Here is a 24,094-nt window from a genome sequence, read left to right as displayed (position 1 = left end):
GCCGACGACGCCGGCGACCGGTCGGACGCGGGTCAGCCGACGACGCCGAAGATCAGCTGGACGGTGATGAGGACGAGGCCCGCGGCGCCGGTCGCGAGGGATCCGACGGCGACGCCCTGGGCGTTTCCGAGTCCGCGGCTCCGCGTCGCGAAGTACGCGCCGAGGAAGACGAAACCGATGAGGAGGAGTGCGACGGCCAGGTACGCGACGGTCACCAGTGTGCCGGCGATCCCCGTCGGGATGCCGAAGCTGCCGACGCCGAGGAGGATACTCCCGCCGACGAGAACGGTGATACCGACGAACGAGACCGCCCACACGACCGGCGTCCGGACGACCTCGCTGAGCGCCGTGACGACCGCCTCGTAGCGTCCGCCCGCCTCGTCCCGACCGGGCGCGGTTCGCTTTCCCCCGACCTCGGCGACTGCGATGAACGTGGCGACGACGAGTAGGCCCATCAGACCCGTGCTCAAGAGGGTGAGTGATGTCATGGATATCCGTTGTTAAGGCCTCCGTTCGCGCGTACAAATACCCTTCGACGCACGGGGTTCCCCGCCCAACGCCCCCGCCCGCCCGCTCCGATCGACCGCGCCGCGAGCCTCCTTCGGGAGATCGAAGGCGGCCTCGACCGTCCGACCGACCGCTTCGCTACACAAGAGATAAGTGTGCCATCGCTAAGGGAGAGACAAGAGCAGACAGACGAACATGATAGACCCAGTTATCCTACAACAGGGGAGCGACTGGCGCGCACAGGCGGAGGTCTTCGAGGAGATCTTCTTCGTCTTCCTCGCGCTCGGTACCCTCGTCGGCACCATCGTCGTGGCGTACACGCTGTGGAACGTGTACAAGTACCGCGACGACGGTGACCGGTCGGACGAGGAGTTCGACGCGCCGGTCGTCGGCGAGCTCCCAACGGGACAGGGCGGTCCGAAAGCGAAGAAGCTCTTCCTCTCGTTCGGGTTGAGCGCGATCGTCGTCATCAGCCTCGTCGTCTACGCGTACGGGCTACTCCTCTACGTCGAACAGGGACCCGATACCGGCGACGAAGGGAACATCGAGATCACCGTCGAGGGCTACCAGTACGGCTGGGCGTACGAGTATCCGAACGGCCACACCGAGCGGGGCGAACTGATCGTGCCGGCCGACCACCGGATCAACCTCAACATCACGTCGAGAGACGTCTGGCACAACTTCGGCTCATCGCGGTTACGGATAAAATCCGACGCCATCCCCGGAGAGTACAGTCAGACCTGGTTCTCCGTGAGTTCCGAGACGGTCCGAGAACAGGGCGGTAACGCGACGTACCTCGTCCAGTGCTTCGAGCTGTGCGGTCCCGGGCACTCCGCGATGAAAGGCCAGATCACCGTCCTCCCGCAAGACGAGTGGGAGGAGTGGTACGCTAACACCGGTAACGGCTCCGCGAGCGCCAGTATCCGAGGCTCCGGAGTCGCCGCGCCCAGCGGGGTGAGCGCATGAGCGAACTCCCGCCGACGACTTCGGTCAAGCGCTGGCTCGTCACGACCAATCACAAGGACATCGGTATCCTCTACACGATCACCGCGCTGTTCTTCCTGCTGTTCGGCGGCGTGATGGCGCTGCTCATCCGCCTCCAGCTGTGGGACCCGACGAGCCAGATCCTCTCCGGACTGGCGTACAACGAGGCCGTCACCGCTCACGGACTGATAATGGTGTTCTGGTTCCTCTCGCCGTTCGCGTTCGGGTTCGCGAACTACTTCGTGCCGCTTCAGATCGGCGCGGACGACCTCGCGTTCCCGCGGCTCAACGCCCTGTCCTACTGGCTGTACCTGTTCTCGGGCGTCCTGCTCGCGATCAGCTTCTTCCAGGGCGGCACGCTCTCGGCGGGGTGGACGATCTACGCCCCGCTCAACGTGCCGATGTACACGCCGAGTATCGGGTCCACCGGCGCGGTGCTCGCGCTCGCGATGTTCGTTACCGGCACGACCGCGTCGACGGTGAACTTCCTCACGTCCATCCACCACTCCCGCGCTGAGGGGATGGGGATCATGGACATGCCGATGTTCACCTGGTCGATGCTCACGACCGTGTGGATGATGCTGTTCGCGTTCGCCGCGCTGCTCGCGGTCGGACTCATCCTCGCGGCCGACCGCGTCCTCGGGAGCGTCTACTTCTCGGCGACCGAAGGCGGGTCCCTGCTGTGGGGCCACCTGTTCTGGTTCTTCGGCCATCCGGAGGTGTACATCGTCTTCTTCCCGGCGCTCGGCGTCATGTTGGAGCTGTTCCAGACGTTCTCCGGGCGCCGCCTCGTCGGCAGGAAGTGGGTGATCATCTCCATCTGTCTGATCGCCGTCCAGTCGTTCCTCGTGTGGATGCACCACATGTTCCTGACGACGATCAACCTTGAGATCAAGACGCTGATGATGGCGACGACCATCGGCATCTCACTGCCCTTCGACCTGGTCGTCTTCGCGCTGATCTACACGTTAATCAAGGGACGGATACAGTTCACGACGCCGTTCCTGTTCGCGTTCGGCGCGCTGCTGCTGTTCATCCTCGGCGGGATTACTGGCGTCTTCCTCGGCGCCATCGTGCTCGACTACCAGTTCCGCGGCACGTACTGGGTGGTCGCGCATTTCCACTACGTGATGTTCGGCGGCGCGACGGCGCTGTTCGGCGGGGCCTACTACTGGTTCCCGAAGATCACGGGGAAGATGTACGACGAGTTCCTCGGGAAGCTCCACTTCGCGATCTTCTTTATCAGCTTCAACATGGTGTACTTCTCGATGTTCCTCGGCTGGGAGACCCCCCGCCGGGTGTTCGAGTACAACCCCGAGTTCCAGATCTACCACCAGTTCGGGACGATCGGCGCGTTCGTGCTCGGGCTGTCCTTCTTCATCATGTTCTACAACTTCGCGAAGTCCTACGTCTCCGGCGAGCCCGCCGGCGCCAACCCGTGGGACTACTCGCGCACGGCGGAGTGGGCGGTCTCCTCGCCCCCGCCGCTCGAGAACTGGCCGAACCGGCCGTCGTACGCCTCCGGGAAACTGGAGTTCGTGAAGGACTACGTGCCTGACGGCGGGCCCGCGATGCGGACCGACGACAACGGCGACGTCGCCACCGACGGCGGCGACAGCCACTCGGCGCACATCTCGGAGTACCCCTACTGGGACAAACACCCGAGCCACGCGAGCATCTGGCCGCTCGCGCTCTCGCTGGCGCTCGGAATCACGCTGTTCGGCTTCTCCGGCTTCGCTGACGCGGTCACCGTCCAACTGGGCGAGACGGCGATGCAGAGCAACGTCGTCATCTCGAACGCGCTCTACCCGGTCGCGATCGTCGTGGGGCTCGTCGGCCTCCTCTACACCGGGGTGAAGTGGGGCCTCGAAGACTTCTACGCGCCCCCGACCGAGTTCGCCGAGCGCTGGCCGTTCGACGGCGTCGAGAAGGTGAAGCTGGGGATGTGGTTCTTCCTGGCCTCCGACGTGATCGTCTTCGGCGCGTTCATCTCGGCGGCCGTCTTCGTCCGCTACAACGCGGGCTGGATGACGTGGTCGCCGCTGACCGAGTCGCTGCCGGGACTGATCAACACCTTCGTGCTGATCACGTCGTCGTTCACCGTGATCCTCGCGCTGGTCGCCGCTCGCCGGAAGAGCCGGCAGGGCCTCCTGGCGACGCTGGGGGCGACCATCCTGCTCGGGTTCACGTTCATGGGGATCAAGCTGTGGGAGTGGAACCACGAGATCTTCGACCGCGGCGTGACGATCTCCGCGAACGCCCACGGCGACCCGATTCAGGCGTCGATCTACTACGTGACCACGGGGCTCCACGGGATCCACGTGCTGCTGGGGTTAGTGATCGCCATCTTCCTGTTCGTCAGGGCGTACCAGGGCCACTACCTGGACGACGAGCGGCCGATCGAGTACTTCGGCCTCTACTGGCACTTCGTGGACATCGTCTGGGTGTTCATCTTCCCGCTGTTCTACCTCTTCTGAGGTCCGGTTCGCGGTCGGTTTTTCGTTCGCTTACGCGTCGCCCTCACCGACCGGTTCCGCACACCACTGACAGAAGTCGAACGTCGGATCGGTCTCTTTCCCGCACTCCGGACAGCGCACGGTCCCGTTGTCGTCCGCCCTCCCCGCGGACGGCGCGTTCGGTTCCTCCGCCCTCCCCGCGGACGGCGCGTTCGGTTCCTCTGTCGTCCCGTGGCCGGCCGACTCCGTGCGGCCGGTCGCGCGGGTCTCCTCCCGCTCTCGCTCGTACTCGCGGTTGTTCCGGAGCGCGACGACGTACGCGTCGATCACGCTCGCGCCGACGACCGCGGCGGCGGGCGCGACGTCCCGGACCGGCGGTGGGTTACCGGCGAGCGCGCCGGAGATTGCGGATTCGGGGACGAACACGAAGACCGCCGCCGTGACCGCCACGTACCAGCCGAGCGCCCGGGCCCACCGACGGAGATACGCGTGACCGAGTCCGGAGACGACGAGCGCGAGCAGGGCGGCGAGCCACGGTCGCCGGCGAGTGCGTTCCGACATGGGCGGTCGTACGACCTCCCGCCCCGAGAAGCTACCCCTCTCTCGGAGCGTTTATGTGCCGGACGGGCCGAATCCGGGTATGTTCGGGTTGCCGTCCGGCGAGTTCCTCGGCGGAGTCGCATTCGCGGTGTTCGGCGTCGCGAGTTGGGGGATCGGCCTCGGCGTCGCGTACCTCCTGTACCGGCGGTGGCGCGGCGACGGACCGCGCGATAACGACTGAGACGGGGGCCCGGAAGCGACGAGCGCCTGCGTCGAGGTGGTCGACCCGGCTTCCGGTTCGGCCACGCTTTTCACCTCGCTCGTCCGATCCCGCGTATGACAGACACGGCGCTCGTCGTCGGCGGCACGCGATTCATCGGCCGCCACACCGTCGCGGAACTGCTGGCGCACGACTACGAGGTCGCGATATTCAACCGGGGGAACCACGAGGACCCCTTCGCGGACGACGACCGCGTGACCCGAGTCGAGGGCGACCGGAAGGACGAGACCGCGCTGCGCGCGGCGAAGCTGTCGGTCGAACCGGACGTCGTGATCGACTGCGTCGCCTACCAGCCGGCCGACGTGGAGACCGCGACCGAGGTCTTCGCCGACGTCGGCGGCTACGTGTACATCTCGTCGGGGTCCAGCTACGCCGCCGAGGAGATCCCCAAGCGCGAGGGCGAGACCCCGCTTGAGCCGTGTACCGACGAGCAGGCGACCGACGACTCTCACGAGACGTACGGCAACCGGAAGGCCGAGGGCGACCGCGCGGTGTTCGCGGCCGCCGAGGCGGGGGTTTCCGCGATGGCCGTCCGCCCGTGTATCGTCTACGGGCCGCACGACTACACGGAGCGGCTCGACTACTGGATCGACCGCGTGCTCACGCACGACCGCGTGGTCGTCCCCGGCGACGGGCAGAACCTCTGGCACCGGGCGTACGTCGAGGACGTCGCGAGCGCGCTGCGGATCGTCGCCGAGCGCGGCGAGCCGGGCGCGGCGTACAACGTCGGCGACCGGCGCGCAATCACCCTTCGGGAAACGGTGGAGACGGTCGCCGACGCCGCGGGCGTCGACTGCGAGGTCGTCACCGCGAGCGACGACGCGCTCGCGGCCGGCGGACTCGACGCCGGCGACTTCCCCCTCTACCGCGAGTACCCGCACCTGCTCGACACCTGTGCGCTCGCGGACCTCGGCTGGGAGTCGACCTCGGTCGACGAGGCGATGGCACGGACGGTCGAAGAGCACCGCGAGTCCGACCGCGACGGGAGCGAGCGGGACCCCGGCCGCGAGGCCGAAGAGCGCGTCATCGGCGTGAAGGAGACGCTCTGAGGCGGGAGGCATCTCCCCGCCCCGCGGGTCGAGCCGCGGTCAGTACGCGGCGTCCCACCGCGCCGGCTTCCGCCGGTTCCCGCAGTCGCGACACTCCATCCGGTCCATGGTGTCTATCGCGATGTCGGTGCCCTCGCACTCGCCACAGAGGTAGCCGTACCGGCGCTCGTGGTCCGGGTCGGCGTACGCGACGTAGAACGGGGCCTGGGAGCCGCGGTCGCTCTCGTCGAACGCGACGTGGACGGTCTCGCCGTCCTCGGTCTCGTAGGTCGCCTCGGAGATGCCCGTGAGGCGCCCGATCTGCTTCCGGTACTCCAGTTCCGCGAAGCTCTCGCCGCCGATGTCGACGCCGCGCTCGCCGGCGAGTTCGTATCCCTCGCGCTCGTAGAACTCCGTTCCCGCCTCGTTGTCGGCGAGCACGCGGGCCTCGATACGGTCGACGTCGGCCGAGCGGAGCGCGGACTCGACGCGCTCGAGCAGCGCGGAGCCGATACCGGACCCCCTGTGGTCGGGGTGGACGTGGAGCCAGTCGATCTCGCCGACGCGCTCGCGTCGCCCGACGACGTAGCTCTCCGCGAACCCGACGACGACCCCGTCGACGAGGGCGACGGGGAACACCGCGTCGTCGTCGGTGACGTCGTCGCCGAGGTCGCCGGCGTCGTACCACTCCTCGACGGCCTCGTCCAACAGTCCCTCGTCGACGGCGTGTCCGTACGACGCCACGAGCGATTCCCGGGCGACCGATCGGACCGCGTCGATGTCTTCGGCGGTTGCGGCGCGTAGGTCCATGTGAGCAAATTCCGCTCCGACTACAAAAAACTCGGTCGGATCCCGCACCGCCGGCGACGACGGGGCCCTCTCGGCGGGTCGTCGAACCCTAGCGCACGAACGGGCCGCGCTGGTCGATCGGTTCCCCGTGTGGCCGTCCCGAGACCGCAACCGCCCGGAGAGAGTCCTCCGTAGCGACGCCGACCGTCTCAGTCTCCGTCACCGGAAGCACGTCGCCTTCGGTGAACGCGTCGCCGTCGCTCGTCTCCCCGACCTCTACCGTCCCCACTCCGTCGACGGCGTAGAGGAAGCCGGTCCACCCGTCCGGGACCGACCAGCGCCACGAGTCGGTGACCTCGACGTCGAGGTACTCCAGCGGCGTGTGCGTCGAGAGCGGGGACCCGTCCCCGACGACCGTGGTGACCGTCGCGCCGTCGACCGCTTCGGTCGGGAGGTCGTCGGCCGCGGCGTCCGAGTAGTCCGGGTCCATCTGCTTGTCCTCGCGGGGGAGGTTCACCCACAGTTGAAGTCCGTTACAGCCCGCGCCGTCGGCCGGGAACTCCGAGTGCCGGATCCCGCCGCCGGTCGTGATGTGCATCGCCTCGTTCTCGCGAGCGGTGTTCGTCACTCCGAGGCTGTCCTCGTGGTCCATGCCGCCCTCGATCATGTAGGAGACGATCTCGAATCCGCGGTGCGGATGCATCGGGAACCCCTGGTCCGGTTCGATGTAGAACCGCTCGAAGAGGACGAAGGGGTCGAGGTGTTGCGGGTGCGCCTCGGTCGGGAAGGCCCGGTTCGAGTTCACCCCGGTGCCGTGGCGGACGGTCTGGCCCGGGAGGGGCGCCGTCCGGGTCGCGCTCGACTCGTTTTCAGTCACGTCCGAACGGAGCCGACCACAGCCGATAAGCATCACGATTACGGAACCGAGAAAAAGTCAAATTCTGTACTGTATTTTTAGATATCTCGCTCAGTAGCCTGAAAAGGTCGTTATTTGGGTACTACTGAAAAAACAGATAATTTACTGGAATCCGCTACAGAGAATCTTCTTACCGCTGCCGCGAGTACACTGGGACGCAACAATGAGCTACGAACTCGATCCGCTGCCGTACGATTACGACGCGCTGGAACCCCATATTTCCGAGCAGGTGCTCGAATGGCATCACGACACCCACCATCAGGGGTACGTCAACGGCTGGAACTCGGCCGAAGAGACGCTCGAAGAGAACCGCGAGGCGGGCGACTTCTCTTCGTCCGGCGGGGCCATCCGGAACGTGACCCACAACTCCTCGGGCCACATCCTCCACGACCTGTTCTGGCAGAACATGTCGCCGGCGGGCGGCGACGAGCCCGAGGGCGCGCTCGCGGACCGCATCGCAGAGGACTTCGGCTCGTACGACGCCTGGAAGGGCGAGTTCGAGGCCGCGGCCTCAGCGGCCAGCGGCTGGGCGCTGCTGGTGTACGACACGTTCTCGAACCAGCTCCGCAACGTCGTGGTCGACAAGCACGACCAGGGCGCGATCTGGGGCGGCCACCCGATCCTCGCGCTCGACGTCTGGGAGCACTCCTACTACCACGACTACGGCCCGGCCCGCGGCGAGTTCGTCGACAACTTCTTCGAAGTCGTCGACTGGGACGAGCCGTCCAGCCGTTACGAGCAGGCCGTCGAGCTCTTCGAGTAATTGGGTAGTCGACCGCGCGATTGGTCTGAGGTGACGTTTCCGCGCTCCGTGCGCCCGCCGCCGGCGACGGAGCGATACTGTGGGGGTCTCGGCGGCGATTTCTCTCCCTTCTCGGCTATGGAACGTCGGAGCTCCGGAGACTCTCCCGTCCGAAACGGTTGTTCGCTTATAAATGATAAACTGGCGACCGGCGGTGAACACCTCCAAAGCCCCACCCGCACAGCACCGCGACCGCACCTCACGCCTCCCCAGCCTCGTCGGTCGGTCTCCCCTTCGCTCCGACCGGCCCACTCCCTCGCGCGGTGCTGTCGCCGGCGCTTCGCGCCGGCTTCCAGAGGGACCTCCGGTCCCTCGCGGCTCGGCCGCGAGGCGGCCTCGCAGGTACGCGCCACCGCACCTTCTTTTATAAATGATCGTCGCTGTCCGCAGTCGTCGAGCGGCGGTCGTCGGGATTCGGGCGGTCACCGCGCGTCGAGGTCGGGTGCGTCGGTCTCGACGACCGTTCCGGTCTCGTCGACGCCCACGCGCATCTCGTCGCCCGCGCAGGAGATCGTCAGGCGAACGCGGAGCGGCTCCTCGGAGACGACCGTCGTCGCGGCGTCGCTCACGCACCAGTCGAACGTCCAGAACGGCGCTGAGCTCGGGTCGACGCCGCGGTCCGCGTGGAACCGGAGGACGTCCGCGTCGTCGAGCAGCAGGAGACCGACGGTGGATCGGAGGTCGTAGCTACAGCGCCGGCAGGCGTGCTCGACGGCGACCTCCTGGTCCTCCTCGTCAGGGGTGCGCACGAGGTCGGTCTCGACCGTCCCGGTACACTCGGGGCAGACGCCGTCCGCGGCCAGGCAGTAGTGGTGCCGGACGTAGTGGCCGAAGGCGTCCAGCAGGTCGTCGGTCGAGCGGCCGTCGAGCGCGCCCGCCGGGAACGGGTAGCTCACCTGGATCGCGCCGCAGTCGGCGCAGCCGACGGAGAGGGTGTCGTCGACGTACCACGCGTGGAGGTCGCCCCCGCAGGCGTGACACGACCCCTCGGCCGGGAAGAAGCCCAGCTGCGCCCGCTCCGTCAGCGTGCCGGTGAAGATGGCGCTCACGACCTTCCGCCCGGGCGCGCGGAACTCGTAGCCGTCGTCTCGCCGCCGGACGAAGTGGCCGGTGAGCTGGTCGAGGTGGTAGCTGAAGTTCGCGCTGTCCGCCGCGTCGACCCGCTCGAAGAGGTCGGTGAAGCTCACGGGCGACTCGTCGCCGCCGAGCTCGAGCAGCGCGTGGAGGACCTCGACCCGCGTCTCGTTGCCGAGGGTGGCGAACACCTCGGACGGCGGGATCCGCGACTCGGTTCGCGGGGCCGCGACCGAGGCGTCGACGCCGTCGGTTCGGTCCGTCCGCTCCTCGTCGGGGGCGACGCCGCCGGACCGGTCGAACTGACTCATGCGTCACCCATTGTTTACCAGGCGGTAAAGTCTGTTGGAGCGGCCGTCATATCCGCGGTTCCCCCGGTCGGCCGGAGATTCCGATCCGGTGGGCATCTCCGCTATCTGTCCCCTTTTCACTGTTTCTACCGTTTGGTAAAACGCAATGAGTGACCTATCGATCGACGCGGCGTGGGACGAGCTTTACGTCGACGGCGAGTGGCGGGCGAGCGAGAGCGGCGAGACCATCGCCGTCGAGGACCCCTCCACCCGCGAGGCGGTGACCGAGGTGGCCGCCGCGACGGAGGCGGACGTGGACGCGGCCTACGAGGCCGCCGCCGAGGCGCAGGAGACGTGGGGCGAGCGGCCGCCCGCGCACCGACAGGAGGTCGTCGAGCAGTTCCACGAGGCGCTCGACGCCCACGCCGACGAGATCATCGAGCTGCTGGCGTACGAGGTCGGCGGCTCGACCATCATGGGCGAGACGTCGATCCAGATCGCGGGCGATCACGCGGCCGAGGCCGCCACGCTCCCCCGCCGGATGAAGGGCGAACACGCCGCCTCCAACATCCCCGGCAAGGAGAACCAGCTTCAGGTCGGCCCGAAGGGCGTCGTCACGGTGATCTCGCCGTGGAACTTCCCCCTGAACCTCTCGATGCGGGCGGTCGCGCCCGCCATCGCGGCCGGGAACGCGGTCGTCCTCAAGCCCTCGACGAACTCCCCGATCACCGGCGGGCTGCTGTTCGCCAAGCTGTTCGAGGAGACCGACCTCCCCGGGGGCGTCGTGAACGTCGTCACCGGGCGCGGCTCCGAGATCGGCGACCGCGTCGCGAGCCACCCCGAGAGCGACGTCGTCGCGTTCACGGGCTCGACGGAAGTGGGCAAACACGTCGCGGGCCTCGCCGGCGAGAACCTCGCCGTCCCGGCGATGGAGCTCGGCGGTAACAACGCGCACGTCGTCACCGCGGACGCCGACCTCGACCGCGCGCTCGACGCCGCCGCGTTCGGCTCCTTCGTCCACCAGGGGCAGGTGTGTATCTCGATCAACCGTCACGTCGTCCACGAGGATATCTACGACGAGTACGTCGCCGGCCTCGTCGACCGCGCCGAGTCGCTCCCGACCGGCGGCGTCCACGACCCCGAGACGATCGTCGGCCCGATCATCGACGAGTCGCAGCGCGACGAGATGCTCGGCTACGTCGACGAGACGGTCGCCGCGGGCGCGACGCTGGAGACGGGGGGCCACACGGTCGACGTCGACGGCGTCGAGGACTCGCTCGTCGTCGCGCCGACCGTCCTCTCGGGCGTGACGAACGACATGCCCGCGGCGGCGAACGAGCACTTCGGCCCGATCGCCCCGGTGATCCCGTTCTCGGATGTCGACGAGGCGGTCGAGATAGCTAACGACACGGAGTACGGGCTCTCGGGCGCGGTCCACTCCGGCGACCTCGGCACGGCGAAGGAGATAGCCGACCGCATGGAGACCGGCAACGTCCATATCAACGACCAGCCGATCAACGACGAGGCGCACGTCCCGTTCAGCGGGGTCGGCGCCTCCGGCGTCGGCCACTACAACAGCGACGCCTTCCTCGACGAGATCACCGAGACGAAGTGGATCTCGATCCAGCACGAGCCGCGCGAATACCCGTTCTGAGCGGGTCTCACCCGCTGCGCGGCCGCTGACCGAGACGCCTCGGTCGGCTCGTCGCCTTAGACGCTCCACTCCTCCTCGGTGTAACACATCTCCCAGAACGCGTGTTCGAGGCGGGCGCTCCGGAGGAACGCCGCCCGCATCGCGTCGCGCTCGCCCGGGTACGCCTCGCCGTAGCGGTCGACGAGCTCGCGCATCCATCCGACCGTCTCGCGGAACTCGTCGCTCGTGTACTTCTCGATGAACGGGGTGTACCGGTGCTCCTCGGCCGCGAGCGACGCCATGTGGTCGGCGACGTCGAGGTACCCCTGTCCGCACGGGTAGACCGCGGCCGCGATCTCCGCGATCGACCCCTCGTGGGCCGTTCGCACGAGGAAGTCGGTGTAGGCGGCGCAGGTCGGCGCCTTCTCGACGGACTCCAGGTCCGCCGGCGAAAGCCCGTAGTCGGCGGCGAACGAGCGGTGAAGGTCCATCTCGTCGGCGAGCGTGGCGTGCGCCGTGCCGATGAGCCGCCGTGCCGTCTCCTCGTCGTCCGCCTTCGTCCCGGCGAGCGCGAAGACGCGCGCGTAGTCGAGCAGGTATCGGTAGTCCTGTTTCACCCAGTGACGGAACGGCGCCTCGTCGAGGCTGCCCTCGGCGAGCTCGACGACGAAGGGATGCTCCTTCTGTGCGTCCCAGATGGCCGATCCGGCATCGAGGAGTCGGTCGCTGAAGTCCATCTCGTCGGGGCCTCGTTCCGCGGCGTGTTATAACTAACTAATATCACTAAGTAATAAGCTGGCGGGAGATCGATGTCGATAGCGGGTCGGGCGAACGGGAGGAGACGCGGTCGCTCGGGACGCGGAAAACGAGGCGCTTGGACGAAGGGGGGTCGGCAGCGGGAATCGACCGCCGCGGGCGGCGTTACGAGATCGAGTACGTCGCGGCCGCCATCAGCAGCATGGTGAGGGCGAGCGCGAGGCCCATCAGGTAGGTCAGCGAGCGGTTCTCCCACCGGAGGTGCTGGAAGTACGCGACGATGAGCAGCGTCTTGACCGTCGCGATCGCCAGCGTGCCGCCGACCGCTTGGGCGTACGTGAACTCGACGAAGGTCGACTCGAAGAGGAGGAAGTTCAGCGTCGCCGCCACCAAGAGGGCGACGTATATCGCCGTATACATTTTCACGGAGTCGTGCGCCATCGTACCTCCACGTTCGTCCCTGCGCTTAAAGAATTAACCATCCGGGGTCTCGGGCGTCGCCGCCGAGCGGGGCTGGCCGGGGTTTCGATCCCGAAACGACTATGAGCGCGACGACCGGAGCGACGCTCGGTCGCAGTACACGACCGGTATCCGCCGTGACTCCGCTCGAACCGACCGACGACCTGCTCGAATCGCTGTACGTCGTCAACAAGGTCGCCAAGCAGTTCGCCGACGAGGCCACCGCGGCCTACGAGCGCGGCGACGTCACCGAGAGCAACGTCCGCTCGGCGCGGAAGGACGCGCTCTATCGCCTCAAGACCGCCGTCCTCTCGCGGGTCGTCTCCTACGACGCCGACCGAGTCACCGGCGAGTACCACGCCATCAACGGCGACGTGTGGCTGTTCCTCACGATCGACGACTGGCACTTCCACCAGCCGCCGCACGCGATCGGCGGCGACCTCACCGACGCGATCGCGATCTCGAACTCCCGGGCGAACCCGATCGACGCCCCGTACGAACGGGATTCCGCCGTGGCGCGCTCGGACCGCACGCTCGAAGAGGCCCTGTCGCGGCTCGCCGAGGTCGGCGCCAACGCCAACGACCACCTCGCGCGGCCGACGGTCACCAGCGAACGCGACCGGATCGTCGACGTTCGCTGGCCGTTCCTCTCCTGAGAGCGGTTCACTGGAAAAATCCCCGTTCGCCTCCGAACCGTCCGACGCGAGCCGTTCAGGCCTCGACGACTTCGATCGCGCCGAGCATCCCGTTCGCCTGATGGGGCGTACACTGGTACAGTTGGATCCCGGTGTTGTCGAACGACTGCTCGAAGGTGTGCCCCTCCTCGGAGACGGCGCTGCCGCTGTTGAAGTCGGACTCGGACGCCTCGACCGAGGCCACGTTGTGCGCGCCGCCCTGTCCGGTCCACTCCCAAACGACGGTCGTGCTGGAGGTGATGCGGATCGCCGGCGGCGAGAAGGCGAACCCGACGTCCCCGGCGCCGACCTGAACGGTCACCTCGTCCTCCCCGGTGAAGTCGGTGATGGTGCCCTCGTACAGGCGGGCGTCGGCAAGGTACTCGTCGATCTCGGCCGGCACGTCGTCGACGGCGGTGCCGCCTCCGCCGTCTCCCCCGCTTCCGCCGCCGGAACCGTCACCGCCGCCGCCGCTCGACCCGTCGCCGCCGCCCGAACAGCCGGCGAGCGTTCCGATGGTCAGCGCGGCGCCGGTGCCGGCGAGATACCGCCGTCTGGACAGTTTATCAGACATCACCGATCGTAGGGGTTGGAGCCTTACAAACCCCGTGATGGCTCTCGGTTCGCGGGAACGCGACGGGGGAAATCGGTCCGCTCGACGAGCCGCCGGACCGGTCGGGAGGGGCGGGTTTATCGCGCTCCGGACCCTCCCGGCGACCAATGCGCGAAGACGCGCTGGCGACCCGGCTCGTCGAGCACTACGAGACGACGGCCGACGACCCGGCGATCCGGCTCGAGGAGCCGTACGACGCCGACGGGCGGGAGGGCGTCGTCGACCTGTTCATCCGGACGCGGACGCCGGAGCCGGTCGACCGCGTGATCGAACTCAAGGCCGACGCCGCCGTCCGGCGCGCCACCGGCGCGAACGAGGTCCTCCGGCAGTACCGACGGATGGAGCGGTACTTCCACGCCGACGAGCGCCACGCGCTCCGCCCCAAGCTCGGCCGGGTCGAACCGGGCGCGCGCTACCTGCTCTGCTTCGCGCCGACGCCCACCTGCGTCCACCACGTCGCGACGAACCGCACGCTGTACGGCTCGGTCGACTCGGACTCGCGGGCCGGCGACGTGCCCGCGGTCAGCACCGTCGCGTTCCTGACGGGGCTGGACGGCGGTCCGGCCGCCCTCGGCCTCGTCTCCGTCAACGGCGACGCGGAGTTCGGCTCGGCGCCGTTCAAGCGTGCGGTGCCGGACGGCTCGCGGCTCGCCGAGAGCCTGCGCGCCGTCGACGACGACCTCGTCGAGTTCCCCTGAGACGGTCGATCAAGCCGTCTCGAATCCGTTTACAGCCCCAGTTCGCGGCCGATGACGACGTGTTGGATCTCGCTCGTCCCCTCGCCGATCTCCATCAGCTTCGCGTCGCGGTAGAACCGCTGCGGGGCGAAGTCGGTCGTGTAGCCGTAGCCGCCGAGCGTCTGGACCGCCTCCTCGGCGACCTCGCGGGCCGCCTCGCTGGCGTCGAGCTTCGCCAGCGCCGACTCCCGGGTGACCGACTCGCCCGCGTCGTACTTCGCGGCCGCCCGATGGGTCAGCAGTCGGGCACGCTCGGTCTGGCGGTGCATGTGGACGATCTTGTCGCGGACCGCGTCGAACTTCGCGATCGGCTTCTCGAACTGCTCGCGCTCGCCCGCGTACTCCTTCGCGGCCTCGTAGGCGCCCTGCGCGAGGCCCACCGAGAGCGCGGCGATGGAGATCCGCCCGCCGTCGAGCGTCTTCATCGTCTGTGTCCACCCCTCGCCCGCCTCGCCGAGCAGCCGGTCGTCCGGGATCCGCACGTCGTCCAGCTGGATCTCACAGGTCGGCGAGGAGTTGAGTCCCATCTTGTCCCAGACGGTCGTCACCTCGAAGCCGTCGTCGTTCTCCGGGTCGACGATGAACGTCGAGATGCCGTCGTAGCCGGCCTCGGGGTCCGTGACGGCCTTCACGAGGATCGAGTTCGCGACGTTCGCGTTCGTGATGAACTGCTTGGTGCCGTTGAGCACGTACTCGCCCGCGTCGGCGTCGTACTCGGCCGTCGTGTCCATGTCGGAGGCGTCGGAGCCGCTGCCCGGCTCCGTGAGCGCCCACGCGCCGATCCCCTCGCCCTCCGCGAGCGGCCGGAGCCACCGCTCCTTCTGTGCGTCGGTGCCGAACAGGTCGATCGGCTTCGCGCCCAGCGAGGTGTGGGCGGCGTACGAGAGGCCGATCCCGCCGGAGACGCGGCCGATCTCTTCCGTGACGAGCGAGTACATGAGCTGGTCGCCGCCGAGGCCGCCGTACTCCTCCGAGACCGGGACGCCCATCATGTCGAGCTCCGCGAGCGACTCGAACACCTCCTCGGGGAACCGGTGTTCGTCCTCGATCTCCTGCGCGATGGGGGCGATCTCCTTCTCGCAGAACTCCCGGACGGTGTCGCGTATCATCCGGTGTTCGGCGGGTACCTCGAAGTCCATGGGCAAGAATTGCGACCCGCGGGCATAAACGATGCGAACGTCCGTGACAGTCCGTGTTGTCGGGGTCGACCGCGAGCCGACGACTTATGAGGCGTCGCCGCGTTCTGCCGGTATGGAGTTCCGGCAGCTCGTCCGCGGTCGCGTCGACTGGCCCGACATCGAGCGGGTCGCGCGCGAGCTGGCGGACCGATACGATCGCGACGAGACCCGCGTGCGGTTCCTCGACGCCGACAACTGGCTGTCGACACCGATGGTCGTCGACGACGACCTCTTCGTGAAGGTGATCACGCGACAGAACACGCTCGTCCACGCGCTGTTCACGACGGGGCGGAATCTCGGGGCGTTCTCGGCCGGCACGGAGGGCTTCTTCGAACGCCACGAGACCCCGTACGAGATGGCGCGCCACGAGCTGGAGGCGACGCGGCGAGTCCGCGAGCTCGGAGTCAACGCGCCCGAGCCGATCGAGGCGTTCGAGGTCGACGGCCTCGGCGTGCTCGTTTTAGAGTACCTCCCCGAGTTCCGCACCCTCGGCGAGCTCGACGCGGAGACCGTCGCCGGGCTGGCGCCCGATCTCTTCGCCACGCTCCGGACGGTCCACGACGCCGGGCTCACCCACGGCGACCTCCGGGCCGAGAACGTCCTCGTTGCGGACGGCGAGCTCTACGTCATCGACGCGACCCGCGTGAGCGAGGACGGGCGCGAGGCGGCCCGCGCCTACGACCTCGCGAGCGCGCTCGCGGCGCTGGAGCCGCTGATCGGCGCGGCCGACGCGATCGAGGCCGCGCTGACGAGCTACTCACCCGACGAACTCCTCGCGGCGCGCCGGTTCCTCGACTTCGTCGCGATCCGCCCGGACCACGACTTCGACGCTGCGACGCTGACGGGCGAACTCGAGAAGCGCACGGCGTAGGGGTTCCTCGCCGCCGATACCCGTCTCAGTCCCCGGTCGAGTCCGCCGGTCCGTCGACGGGACCCGCGCGCTCGCGGCTGACGATCCAGATGCCGACGGCCATCAGCGCGCCGCCGGCGAGGAAGCCCGGGCCGAGCGACTCCCCGAGCAGCGCGGCCCCGAGCGCCGCGCCGACGACGGGCTGTGCGAAGAAGAACGCGGCGACCGTCCCGGCGGAGACGTACTCCAGTCCCTTGTACCAGAGGAACCACGCCGCCGCCGTCGACGCGAGTCCGAGGTACGACACGGCGGCCGCCGACTCGACGGTGAGCGGGAGTTCGGTCGGCGATCGGCCGAGATACCACAGCTCGCCGGCCGCGAGGGCTCCGAGCATCGGGACGCTCGCAAGCGAGGAGTACGTCGCCGCGCGGAGCGCCCCGTGTCGCCTGACCGCGCGGAGCCCCCAGACCGTGTACCCGGCCCACGCCGCGCTCGCGATGAGCAGCAGCGCCACGCCGAGGAGGTTGCCGGCGGCGACCGACGCGAGCTCGTACCGCCCGGCGAGGACGACCGCCGTGCCGACGCCCGCGAGCGTCATCCCTCCCGCCTTCGCCGGCGTGACGCGCTCTCCGAGCGCGAGCGCCCCCAGCGCGACGGTGAACACCGGGGTGAGGACGGTCAAAAGCGAGCCCTGGCTGGCGTTCGTCAGCTCCGTGCCGACGAACTGCGTGGCGACCGTCAGGGTCACCCAGCCGCCGAGCGCCGCGAACGTCGGCCACTCCTCGCGCGACGGCGCGGCGTCGCCGCGGCCGGCGACGACGAGCCAGAGCGCCCCGGCGCCCAGCGTGACCCGGAGGAACCCGAGCGTCACCGGCGGGATCAGCGCGAACCCCCACTTGCTGACGACGTACATCCCGCCCCACAGCGCCGCGGCTGCGAGGGGCGCGAGGGCGAACGCGTACCGTCCGAACGTGGGCATTGAGTGGAATCGGGAGGCGAGCCGGGAGAGGACTCAGCCGCCCAGGTACAGCTGGGAGACCTCCTCGTCGTTCAGCAGCTCCTCCGGCGTCCCCTCGAACCGGACGGTCCCCTGATCGAGGACGTAGCCGCGGTCGGAGATGCCGAGCCCCTTCGTCACGTTCTGCTCGACCATGAGGATCGCCGTGTCCATGTCGTTGACCTCCCGGACGTCCTCGAACACGTCGTCGGCCGTGTTGGGGGCGAGCCCCGCGGAGGGCTCGTCGATGAGCAGCACGTCGGGCTCCATCACCAGGGCGCGGGCGAACGCGAGCACCTGGCGCTGGCCGCCGGAGAGCGTCTTCGCCTTCGAGCCGCGCTTCTCGTCGATGATCGGGAACCGGTCGTACAGCGTCTCGATCACCTCTTCGAGCCCCCCGTCGCGGGCGACGCCGCCCATCCGGAGGTTCTCGTCGATCGTCAGCGAGCCGAACACGTTGTCGGTCTGGGGGACGTAGCCGATCCCCTCGCGGACGATCTCCTCGGGCGCCATCCCGCCGATGTCGCGGCCGTGGTACTCCACGGTCCCCGTCCACGGGGTCAACATCCCGAACGCGGTCTTGAGGACCGTCGACTTGCCGGCGCCGTTCGGGCCGACCAGACAGACGATCTCGCCCGGATCGAGCCGGACCGAGCAGTCGTCGAGCACCTGTACCTCGCCGTACCCGCTGTCGACGCCCGACAGCGAGAGCACGGGATCGGTTCCGCCGTGAGGCCCGTCCGCGGCCCCGGTCGTGTCGTCCGTCATTCCGTCGCTCATGCGCCGCCTCCGAGGTACGCGTCGATGACGCGCTGGTCGTTGCGGACCGAGTGCGGCGGCCCCTCGGTGAGGACGTGTCCCTGATCTAAGACGACGATCGGGTCCGCCAAGTCCATCACGAACTCCATGTCGTGTTCGATGAGCAGGAACGTCGTCCCCTGCTCGTTGAGCCGCCGGATCTGTTCTTTGAGCTTCTTCGCCAGCGTCGGGTTCACCCCCGCCACGGGCTCGTCGAGCAGCAGCACCTCCGGCTCGGCGAGCATCGCCCGCGCGAGCTCGACGAGCTTCATCTGCCCGCCGGAGATGTCGGTGGCGGGCTGGGTCGCGAGGTGGTCGATCTCGAACTCCGCCAAGATCCGCTCCGCCTCGGCGAGGTTGGCCGACTCGCTCTCGGCGACCGTGCCGGGCGAGGTGAACAGCGTGAGGAACGACTCGCCGGGCTGCTTCCGCGGCCCGACCAGCATCGCCTCGCGCACCGTCATCCCCTCCAGCTTCCGGGGCGTCTGGAACGTCCTGACGAGGCCGCGCTCGGCGACCTCGTACGGCTCCATGCCGGTCACGTCCGTCCCGTTCACCTCGACCGTCCCCCCGTCCGGCTCGTAGAACCCGGAGATGAGGTTGAAGATGGTCGACTTGCCGGCCCCGTTCGGACCGATGAGGCCAGTGATCGTCCCGCGCTCGACGTCGAAGGTGGCGTGGTCGGTCGCCGCGAGCCCGCCGAACGACTTCTGGAGGTCGTCGACGCGGAGGACGACGTTCTCGGTGTCGGCGTCACTCATCGCCGCCACCTCCCTTGCGCTCGCGGACGCCGCTGTCCGGCGTCTCGGGCGTTCCGCCCCCGTCGACGGCGCTCGGCCAGATCAGCTCCCGCTGCGGCGGAAGGACCCCCTGAGGCCGGTAGCGCATGACGGCGACGATGACGACGCCGATCAACAGCAGCCGTAGCGGCGCGGGGTCTATCGGGAGCGCCACGTCGTTCAGGAAGCGCGTCCCCTCGCGGATCGTGACGATGACGACACCGCCGAACAGCGCCCCGCGGTTGGAGCCGCTGCCGCCGAGGATTACCGCGACCCACGCGTAGAACGTCGTGATCGGGTCCAGGTCGCCCGGCCCGACGTAGAGATTCAGATGCGCGTAGAACACGCCGGCCAGCGCCATGATCAGGCTGCCGAGGACGAACGACTGCATCTTGAACGAGTAGGTGTTCTTGCCCAGCGCCCGCGCGAGGTCCTCGTCGGAGCGGATCGTGCGCAACACGCGCCCCCACGGCGACCGGTGCGCACGCCTGAGTACGAGGTACGCGCCCCCCGCGAACGCCACCACCAACAGGCCGTTCAGCGACGCCTGCCAGAACGGCGTTTCGAGGAACACCGGCGACCCGGGTACTACCTCCAACCGGAGTCCCGGCATCGCTTCGGGGAACGTCGAGAGCACCGGCCACCCGACGAAGAATCCGGGGATACCGCGAAGGCCCGCGCTGCCGTTCGTCAGCCACCGCTCGTTGAGTACGATCAGCCGCACGACCTCCGCGAGTCCGAGCGACGCGATGGCGAGGTAGTCGGCCCGGAGCCGGAGCGTCGGGATACCGATCAGCAGCGCCAGCACGAACGCGACGACGAGCGCGACGGCGAGCCCGACGAGGGGGTTGAACCCCCCCGCTATCGGCGAGCCGCTCGCGGTCATCAGCGCAGTGCCGTACGCGCCGATGCCGAAGAACGCGGCGACGCTGAAGTTGATCAGGCCCGTGAACCCCCACTGGGCGTTCAGGCCGAAGGACAACAGCGCGTACATCCCCGCCAGTCCGACGAGGAACAGGAAGTACGTCGGGCTGAGCCCGCCGGTGAGCATCGCGACGAAGAGGAACAGCAGGAACGCGACGCTGACGCCGAGCACCCACCACTCCGGGCGGGTCAGGTCGGCGAACGCCGCTTTCGGGTCGTCGAGGAGACTCATGTCGCACCCTCCCCGGCGATCCCGTTGGGGCGGACCAACAGCACGACGACCATGATCACGAACGCGATCGCGTTCGCGTACTCGATGGTGACCAGGTTCTCGATCAGTGTCGCGAGCCAGTTCGGACGGATCGGTAGCGCCTCGACCACGTTGGAGAAGAACGGCGTTAGCTGATTTATCATGCCGATGAGGAACCCGCCCGCCATCGCGCCGTAGACGGAGCCTATCCCGCCGAGGATCACCGCCGCGAATATCACCAGCAGCAGGTTAAAGCCCATCCGGGGCGCGAGCTGGTTGAAGAGCCCGAGGAACACGCCGCCCGCGCCGGCGAGCCCGGCGCCGATGACCCACGTCCAGAGCTTGACCCGCTTCGTCCGGATACCGCTGACCCGCGCGAGGTCGGGGTTGTCCGCCATCGCGCGCATCTTCCGACCGAGGTCGGTGTACTGGAGCAGGACGTGGAGCCCGACGACGAGCGCCACCGCCGATCCGAATATCGCGACGTCGTGGAGCGTTATCCGGACGCCGTACGGTACCAGGGCCTCGATCGGCCGCAGCGGCCGGACGTCGAACCGAGTGAAGTCGGAGCCGAACCGGATCTGGATCACCGCGCGGTAGATGAACGCGATCCCGATCGACGTGATCAGCAGGCCGATCGAGTCGACGTCGAGCGGCTCGTAGATGAGCTTCTCGGTGGCGACCGCCACGACCGCGGCCACGGCGATCCCGACGATCAGGGCCAGGAAGAAGCCGTACGGGAGCCCCAACACCGCGCCGCCGAGCCCGCCGACGGCGCCGAAGGTCACGAGCGCCGAGTACGCGCCGATCGTCATCGTGTCGCCGTGCGCGAAGTTCGCGAAGTCCGCGATGCTGTACACCAGCGACAGCCCGATGCTGCCGAGGACGATGATGCTGCTGAACACCAACCCGTTGGCCAGGTATCCGAGGACGGTCATCGGTCGGAATTAGCCTTCGATGAAGTCGATGCCTTCGTACGCGTGGTCCTGGACCTCCAGGACCTGAAGGAAGCCGACCGGGTCCCCGTTCTCGTCGAAGTTGATGGGGCCGCTGACCCCCTGGTAGTCGACGTCGTCCGGGCCGCCGCCGTCCGCGAGGATCTGGCTGGCGGCCTCGAACGAGGTCACTTCCTCGCCCTCCGGACCGGAGACGCGCCGGACGGTGTCCTGAAGCGCCGCGCCGGAGAACTCGTCGGCGGCCTGAATCGCGAGCGCGGCGTTTATCACGCAGTCGTACGCGTACGCCGCCCACGAGGTCGGCTGCCGGCCGTACTCGGACTCGAAGGCGTCCGCGAACGACTGGTAGTTCTCCTCCTCGACGGGCGCGGACGGAACGACGATCTTCATCCCCTCAATGCTCCCCTCGGGGGTGTTCTCCAAGACGTTGTCGCCGGAGACGGAGTCGGCGCCGTAGAACTGCGCCTCGTACCCCGAGGAGTACACCTCGTTGACCATCGTCGCGAATTCGGCCTGGTAGGTGATGAACAGCCACGCGTCGGCGCCGGAGCTGTTCATCTCCGAGATGACGCTGGAGTACGACTGCTGGTCCTGGTCGTGGGGCGTGTTGTAGACGACCTCGCCGTCGTACGCGTCGACGAACGCGTCCGTGAGGCTCTGGCCGTAGTCGTTGTTGACGTAGGTGATCGCCACCTCGTCGTAGCCGTCGTCGGTGATGAGGTTCGAGAGCGCGAGCGACTGGCTCCGTCCCGACGGCGACATCCGGAGCAGTCCCGGGAATTCTGTGAGGTTGAGTCCGGTGGAGTTCTGACTCAGCTGAACGACGTCGGTCCCCTCGATGACGCTCTCGTAGATGGCCAGCGAGACGCCAGAGCCGACCGCGCCGATCAGGAACGGCACGCCGTCCTGATTGACGAGCTTCTGGGCGGCCGCGATCCCGCCCTGGTTCTCGCTCTCGGAGTCCTCGACGACGATGTCGAGGTCTCGCCCGTTGATGCCGATCTCGTTGACGCGCGAGAGGGCGAGGTTGACGCCGCGCTGGTTCCGCTCGCCGAACGCCGACAGCGACCCGGTCTGGGAGTCGACCATCCCGATCTCGTAGGCCTCGGTCGAGTCTCCCCCGTCGCCGCCCTCGCCGCCCTCGCCGCCCTCGCCGCCCTCGCCGCCCTCGCCCCCGTCGTCGGTCGTACTGAGACAGCCCGACAGTCCGACGAGCCCCGCACCGCCGGTCAGCTTCAGCAGCGTTCGCCGGTCCGTCGTGTCCGTGGTATCTCGTGACATATGTTTCCGATAGTCCCGAGCACATTCGGCTACCTCAACCCCGGCCCGTCCATGGTCGGGACGAGCGGGACAGATCGGTGAATCAGCGGGTAGTGGCAGTGAATACATTTTATACAGAAATGTATTTTCGGAACAATTGGTCGGGTACCAATATATACCGCTTCGGATCCGCGGTGATCGTATGATACCGCCCATCGCGAGCAACTTTGTCGCCGGCGAGACGCCGGAGGCGGCGCTCGCTCACGTCGAGGGGCTTAACGACCGCGGCGTGGCCGGCATCCTGAACCTGCTCGGCGAACACTACGAGGAACGGCCCCCCGCCGACGCCGACGCCGACGCGTACGTCGACCTCGTCGAGGCGATCGCGGAGCGCGGCGTCGACGCCTGCGTCTCCGTCAAATCGAGCCAGATCGGCCTCGACGTCGGCGACGACGTCTTCGAAGAGAACCTCGCGCGCATCGTCGAGGCGGCCAACGCCCCGGCGGCGACCGGGTCCGACGGGACGGGCACGTTCGTCTGGATCGACATGGAGGACCACGAGACCACCGACGTGACGCTCGACGCGTTCGAACGGCACGCGGTCGAGACGGACGGCAACGTCGGCGTCTGCGTGCAGGCGAACCTGAAGCGGACCCGCGAGGACCTCGAACGGCTCGCCGACCTCCCGGGGAAGGTCCGACTCGTCAAGGGCGCGTACGACGAGCCGGCCGAGATCTCTTATAAAAAGAAGGCGCGAGTCGACGAGTCGTACCGCAACTGCCTCGCCTACATGTTCGAGGCGTTCGACGACGGCGTCGCCGTCGGGAGCCACGACCCCGCGATGATAGAGTACGCGACGGAGCTGTACGCCGAACACGGGACCCCCTACGAAGTACAGATGCTGACCGGCGTCCGGGAGTCGGCGCAGTTCGAACTCGCCGCCGAAGACGACGTGACGGTCTACCAGTACATCCCGTACGGCTCCAAGTGGTTCTCCTACTTCTACCGGCGGATCCGGGAGCGCAAGTCGAACGCGCTGTTCGCGCTGCGCGCGGTCGTCGGGAGCTGAACGAACTGGGTCAGAGACCGGCGATCGGGCGTTACGATTTATCAATCAGAGCGTGGTGTTGCGGTCAACTGTTTATAAGTGATTGATGGATCGACAACGGACACCGCCAAAGCCCCAGCCGCTCGCCTATAAATAACTGACAGTAGATCGGCGGAGAGTACCTCCAAAGCCTCAACGGCTTATTTATAAATAGCTACCAGCAGATCGGTGGCGAGTACCTCCAAAGCCCCAGCCGCGAGGCGGGCGCAGGCGACGCAAGCACCGCAGGGAGGGAGCGGTAGCGACCGAATGAGGAGCGTGGTTCGAGAGAGCAAAGCTCTCTCGTCACGAGACGCCCTCGGCGTCTCGAACGACAGCGAGCGTGCGCCCGCCTCGCGGCTGCCCCTTTGAGTCCCACCCGACCGCACAGCACCGCAGCCTCATCCCTCCCCAACCTCGTCGGGCGCGTCCTTCGGGCTCCCTTCGGTCGCCCTCGTCGCGCCCGACTCCCTCGCG

The 24,094-nt window shown here is 68.0% G+C and carries 25 protein-coding genes; 10 read left to right on the top strand and 15 right to left on the bottom strand.

Going from position 1 to position 24,094, the window contains the following annotated elements; translation table 11 throughout:
• Positions 1–32: 32 nt before the first annotated feature.
• On the bottom strand, positions 33–455 hold the full coding sequence (locus EXE42_RS04070; protein ID WP_137693721.1) for a hypothetical protein: 423 nt from the start codon (positions 453–455) through the stop codon (positions 33–35).
• A gap of 247 nt (positions 456–702) precedes the next feature.
• Here EXE42_RS04070 and coxB point away from each other — a divergent pair, with 247 nt between their 5' ends.
• Positions 703–1,473 carry a cytochrome c oxidase subunit II gene (gene coxB / locus EXE42_RS04065; RefSeq protein WP_092921586.1) on the top strand — a complete coding sequence of 257 codons (771 nt, stop codon included), beginning with the start codon at positions 703–705 and terminating at the stop codon, positions 1,471–1,473.
• Positions 1,470–3,968 (top strand): cbb3-type cytochrome c oxidase subunit I, encoded by a 2,499-nt coding sequence (locus tag EXE42_RS04060; RefSeq protein WP_092921588.1) that lies wholly within the window; start codon positions 1,470–1,472, stop codon positions 3,966–3,968. The genes coxB and EXE42_RS04060 overlap by 4 nt, the downstream gene beginning before the upstream one ends.
• 30 nt (positions 3,969–3,998) lie before the next feature.
• Here the strand turns inward: EXE42_RS04060 and EXE42_RS04055 are convergent, their stop codons facing one another.
• Complete coding sequence (locus tag EXE42_RS04055) at positions 3,999–4,508, bottom strand: zinc ribbon domain-containing protein (RefSeq protein WP_092921590.1); 510 nt, start codon at positions 4,506–4,508, stop codon at positions 3,999–4,001.
• Positions 4,509–4,587: 79 nt separating this feature from the next.
• Here EXE42_RS04055 and EXE42_RS19210 point away from each other — a divergent pair, with 79 nt between their 5' ends.
• On the top strand, positions 4,588–4,728 hold the full coding sequence (locus EXE42_RS19210) for a hypothetical protein (RefSeq protein ID WP_167603383.1): 141 nt from the start codon (positions 4,588–4,590) through the stop codon (positions 4,726–4,728).
• Between the two features lie 95 nt (positions 4,729–4,823).
• Positions 4,824–5,816, top strand: a complete 993-nt coding sequence (locus EXE42_RS04050) for an NAD-dependent epimerase/dehydratase family protein (protein WP_137705947.1) — start codon at positions 4,824–4,826, stop codon at positions 5,814–5,816.
• Between the two features lie 39 nt (positions 5,817–5,855).
• Here the strand turns inward: EXE42_RS04050 and EXE42_RS04045 are convergent, their stop codons facing one another.
• Positions 5,856–6,605: a GNAT family N-acetyltransferase gene (locus EXE42_RS04045; RefSeq protein WP_137705946.1), complete on the bottom strand. Its 750-nt coding sequence runs from the start codon at positions 6,603–6,605 to the stop codon at positions 5,856–5,858.
• An 88-nt stretch (positions 6,606–6,693) separates the two neighbouring features.
• Positions 6,694–7,461, bottom strand: a complete 768-nt coding sequence (locus tag EXE42_RS04040) for a pirin family protein (RefSeq protein ID WP_137705945.1) — start codon at positions 7,459–7,461, stop codon at positions 6,694–6,696.
• A 202-nt stretch (positions 7,462–7,663) separates the two neighbouring features.
• Between EXE42_RS04040 and sod the strand changes: the two genes are divergently transcribed.
• Positions 7,664–8,263: a superoxide dismutase gene (gene sod / locus EXE42_RS04035; RefSeq protein ID WP_137705944.1), complete on the top strand. Its 600-nt coding sequence runs from the start codon at positions 7,664–7,666 to the stop codon at positions 8,261–8,263.
• Between the two features lie 461 nt (positions 8,264–8,724).
• Here sod and EXE42_RS04030 read toward each other — a convergent pair whose 3' ends face one another.
• Entirely contained in the window at positions 8,725–9,687 is a 963-nt protein-coding gene (locus EXE42_RS04030) for a helix-turn-helix transcriptional regulator (RefSeq protein WP_092921598.1), read from the bottom strand.
• 145 nt (positions 9,688–9,832) lie between these two features.
• Between EXE42_RS04030 and EXE42_RS04025 the strand changes: the two genes are divergently transcribed.
• On the top strand, positions 9,833–11,320 hold the full coding sequence (locus EXE42_RS04025; RefSeq protein WP_137693717.1) for an aldehyde dehydrogenase family protein: 1,488 nt from the start codon (positions 9,833–9,835) through the stop codon (positions 11,318–11,320).
• 56 nt (positions 11,321–11,376) lie between these two features.
• Here the strand turns inward: EXE42_RS04025 and tenA are convergent, their stop codons facing one another.
• Together tenA and EXE42_RS04015 are read right to left on the bottom strand one after the other, a co-directional pair.
• Entirely contained in the window at positions 11,377–12,036 is a 660-nt protein-coding gene (gene tenA, locus EXE42_RS04020; protein WP_137705943.1) for a thiaminase II, read from the bottom strand.
• A gap of 184 nt (positions 12,037–12,220) precedes the next feature.
• Positions 12,221–12,496, bottom strand: a complete 276-nt coding sequence (locus EXE42_RS04015; RefSeq protein ID WP_092921604.1) for a cytochrome C oxidase subunit IV family protein — start codon at positions 12,494–12,496, stop codon at positions 12,221–12,223.
• Positions 12,497–12,651: 155 nt separating this feature from the next.
• Between EXE42_RS04015 and EXE42_RS04010 the strand changes: the two genes are divergently transcribed.
• A complete protein-coding gene (locus EXE42_RS04010; RefSeq protein ID WP_092923203.1) occupies positions 12,652–13,170 on the top strand; it encodes a hypothetical protein in 519 nt (172 codons plus the stop codon).
• 55 nt (positions 13,171–13,225) lie between these two features.
• Here the strand turns inward: EXE42_RS04010 and EXE42_RS04005 are convergent, their stop codons facing one another.
• Positions 13,226–13,762: a halocyanin domain-containing protein gene (locus EXE42_RS04005; protein ID WP_092921606.1), complete on the bottom strand. Its 537-nt coding sequence runs from the start codon at positions 13,760–13,762 to the stop codon at positions 13,226–13,228.
• A 146-nt stretch (positions 13,763–13,908) separates the two neighbouring features.
• Here EXE42_RS04005 and EXE42_RS04000 point away from each other — a divergent pair, with 146 nt between their 5' ends.
• Positions 13,909–14,499: a hypothetical protein gene (locus tag EXE42_RS04000; protein WP_137705942.1), complete on the top strand. Its 591-nt coding sequence runs from the start codon at positions 13,909–13,911 to the stop codon at positions 14,497–14,499.
• A gap of 29 nt (positions 14,500–14,528) precedes the next feature.
• Here EXE42_RS04000 and EXE42_RS03995 read toward each other — a convergent pair whose 3' ends face one another.
• Entirely contained in the window at positions 14,529–15,677 is a 1,149-nt protein-coding gene (locus EXE42_RS03995; protein ID WP_137705941.1) for an acyl-CoA dehydrogenase family protein, read from the bottom strand.
• Between the two features lie 112 nt (positions 15,678–15,789).
• Between EXE42_RS03995 and EXE42_RS03990 the strand changes: the two genes are divergently transcribed.
• The gene (locus EXE42_RS03990) at positions 15,790–16,587 is read left to right on the top strand and encodes an RIO1 family regulatory kinase/ATPase (protein ID WP_092921612.1); all 798 of its coding nucleotides are present in this window, start codon (positions 15,790–15,792) and stop codon (positions 16,585–16,587) included.
• A 25-nt stretch (positions 16,588–16,612) separates the two neighbouring features.
• Here the strand turns inward: EXE42_RS03990 and EXE42_RS03985 are convergent, their stop codons facing one another.
• Genes EXE42_RS03985 through EXE42_RS03960 form a run of 6 tightly spaced genes read right to left on the bottom strand, consistent with a single transcriptional unit; the run spans position 16,613 to position 22,551 of the window.
• Entirely contained in the window at positions 16,613–17,545 is a 933-nt protein-coding gene (locus EXE42_RS03985; RefSeq protein ID WP_137705940.1) for a DMT family transporter, read from the bottom strand.
• 33 nt (positions 17,546–17,578) lie between these two features.
• Positions 17,579–18,343 carry an ABC transporter ATP-binding protein gene (locus EXE42_RS03980; RefSeq protein WP_174549001.1) on the bottom strand — a complete coding sequence of 255 codons (765 nt, stop codon included), beginning with the start codon at positions 18,341–18,343 and terminating at the stop codon, positions 17,579–17,581.
• Entirely contained in the window at positions 18,340–19,122 is a 783-nt protein-coding gene (locus tag EXE42_RS03975) for an ABC transporter ATP-binding protein (protein ID WP_137693711.1), read from the bottom strand. The genes EXE42_RS03980 and EXE42_RS03975 overlap by 4 nt, the downstream gene beginning before the upstream one ends.
• Positions 19,115–20,296, bottom strand: a complete 1,182-nt coding sequence (locus EXE42_RS03970) for a branched-chain amino acid ABC transporter permease (protein WP_092921616.1) — start codon at positions 20,294–20,296, stop codon at positions 19,115–19,117. Before EXE42_RS03970 ends, EXE42_RS03975 begins: the two co-directional genes overlap by 8 nt.
• Positions 20,293–21,252 (bottom strand): branched-chain amino acid ABC transporter permease, encoded by a 960-nt coding sequence (locus EXE42_RS03965; protein WP_092921618.1) that lies wholly within the window; start codon positions 21,250–21,252, stop codon positions 20,293–20,295. Before EXE42_RS03965 ends, EXE42_RS03970 begins: the two co-directional genes overlap by 4 nt.
• Before the next feature lie 9 nt (positions 21,253–21,261).
• Positions 21,262–22,551 carry an ABC transporter substrate-binding protein gene (locus tag EXE42_RS03960; RefSeq protein WP_092921620.1) on the bottom strand — a complete coding sequence of 430 codons (1,290 nt, stop codon included), beginning with the start codon at positions 22,549–22,551 and terminating at the stop codon, positions 21,262–21,264.
• A 181-nt stretch (positions 22,552–22,732) separates the two neighbouring features.
• On the opposite strand from EXE42_RS03960, the gene EXE42_RS03955 reads away from it, so the two are divergent.
• Positions 22,733–23,599: a proline dehydrogenase family protein gene (locus EXE42_RS03955; RefSeq protein ID WP_092921622.1), complete on the top strand. Its 867-nt coding sequence runs from the start codon at positions 22,733–22,735 to the stop codon at positions 23,597–23,599.
• Positions 23,600–24,094 lie beyond the last annotated feature (495 nt).

It is taken from the genome of Halorubrum sp. SP3, from assembly GCF_005435195.1.
Lineage (GTDB): Archaea > Halobacteriota > Halobacteria > Halobacteriales > Haloferacaceae > Halorubrum > Halorubrum sodomense.
Note: the sequence above shows the minus strand (reverse complement) of the source record. Positions and strands in the feature narration are given on the sequence as shown.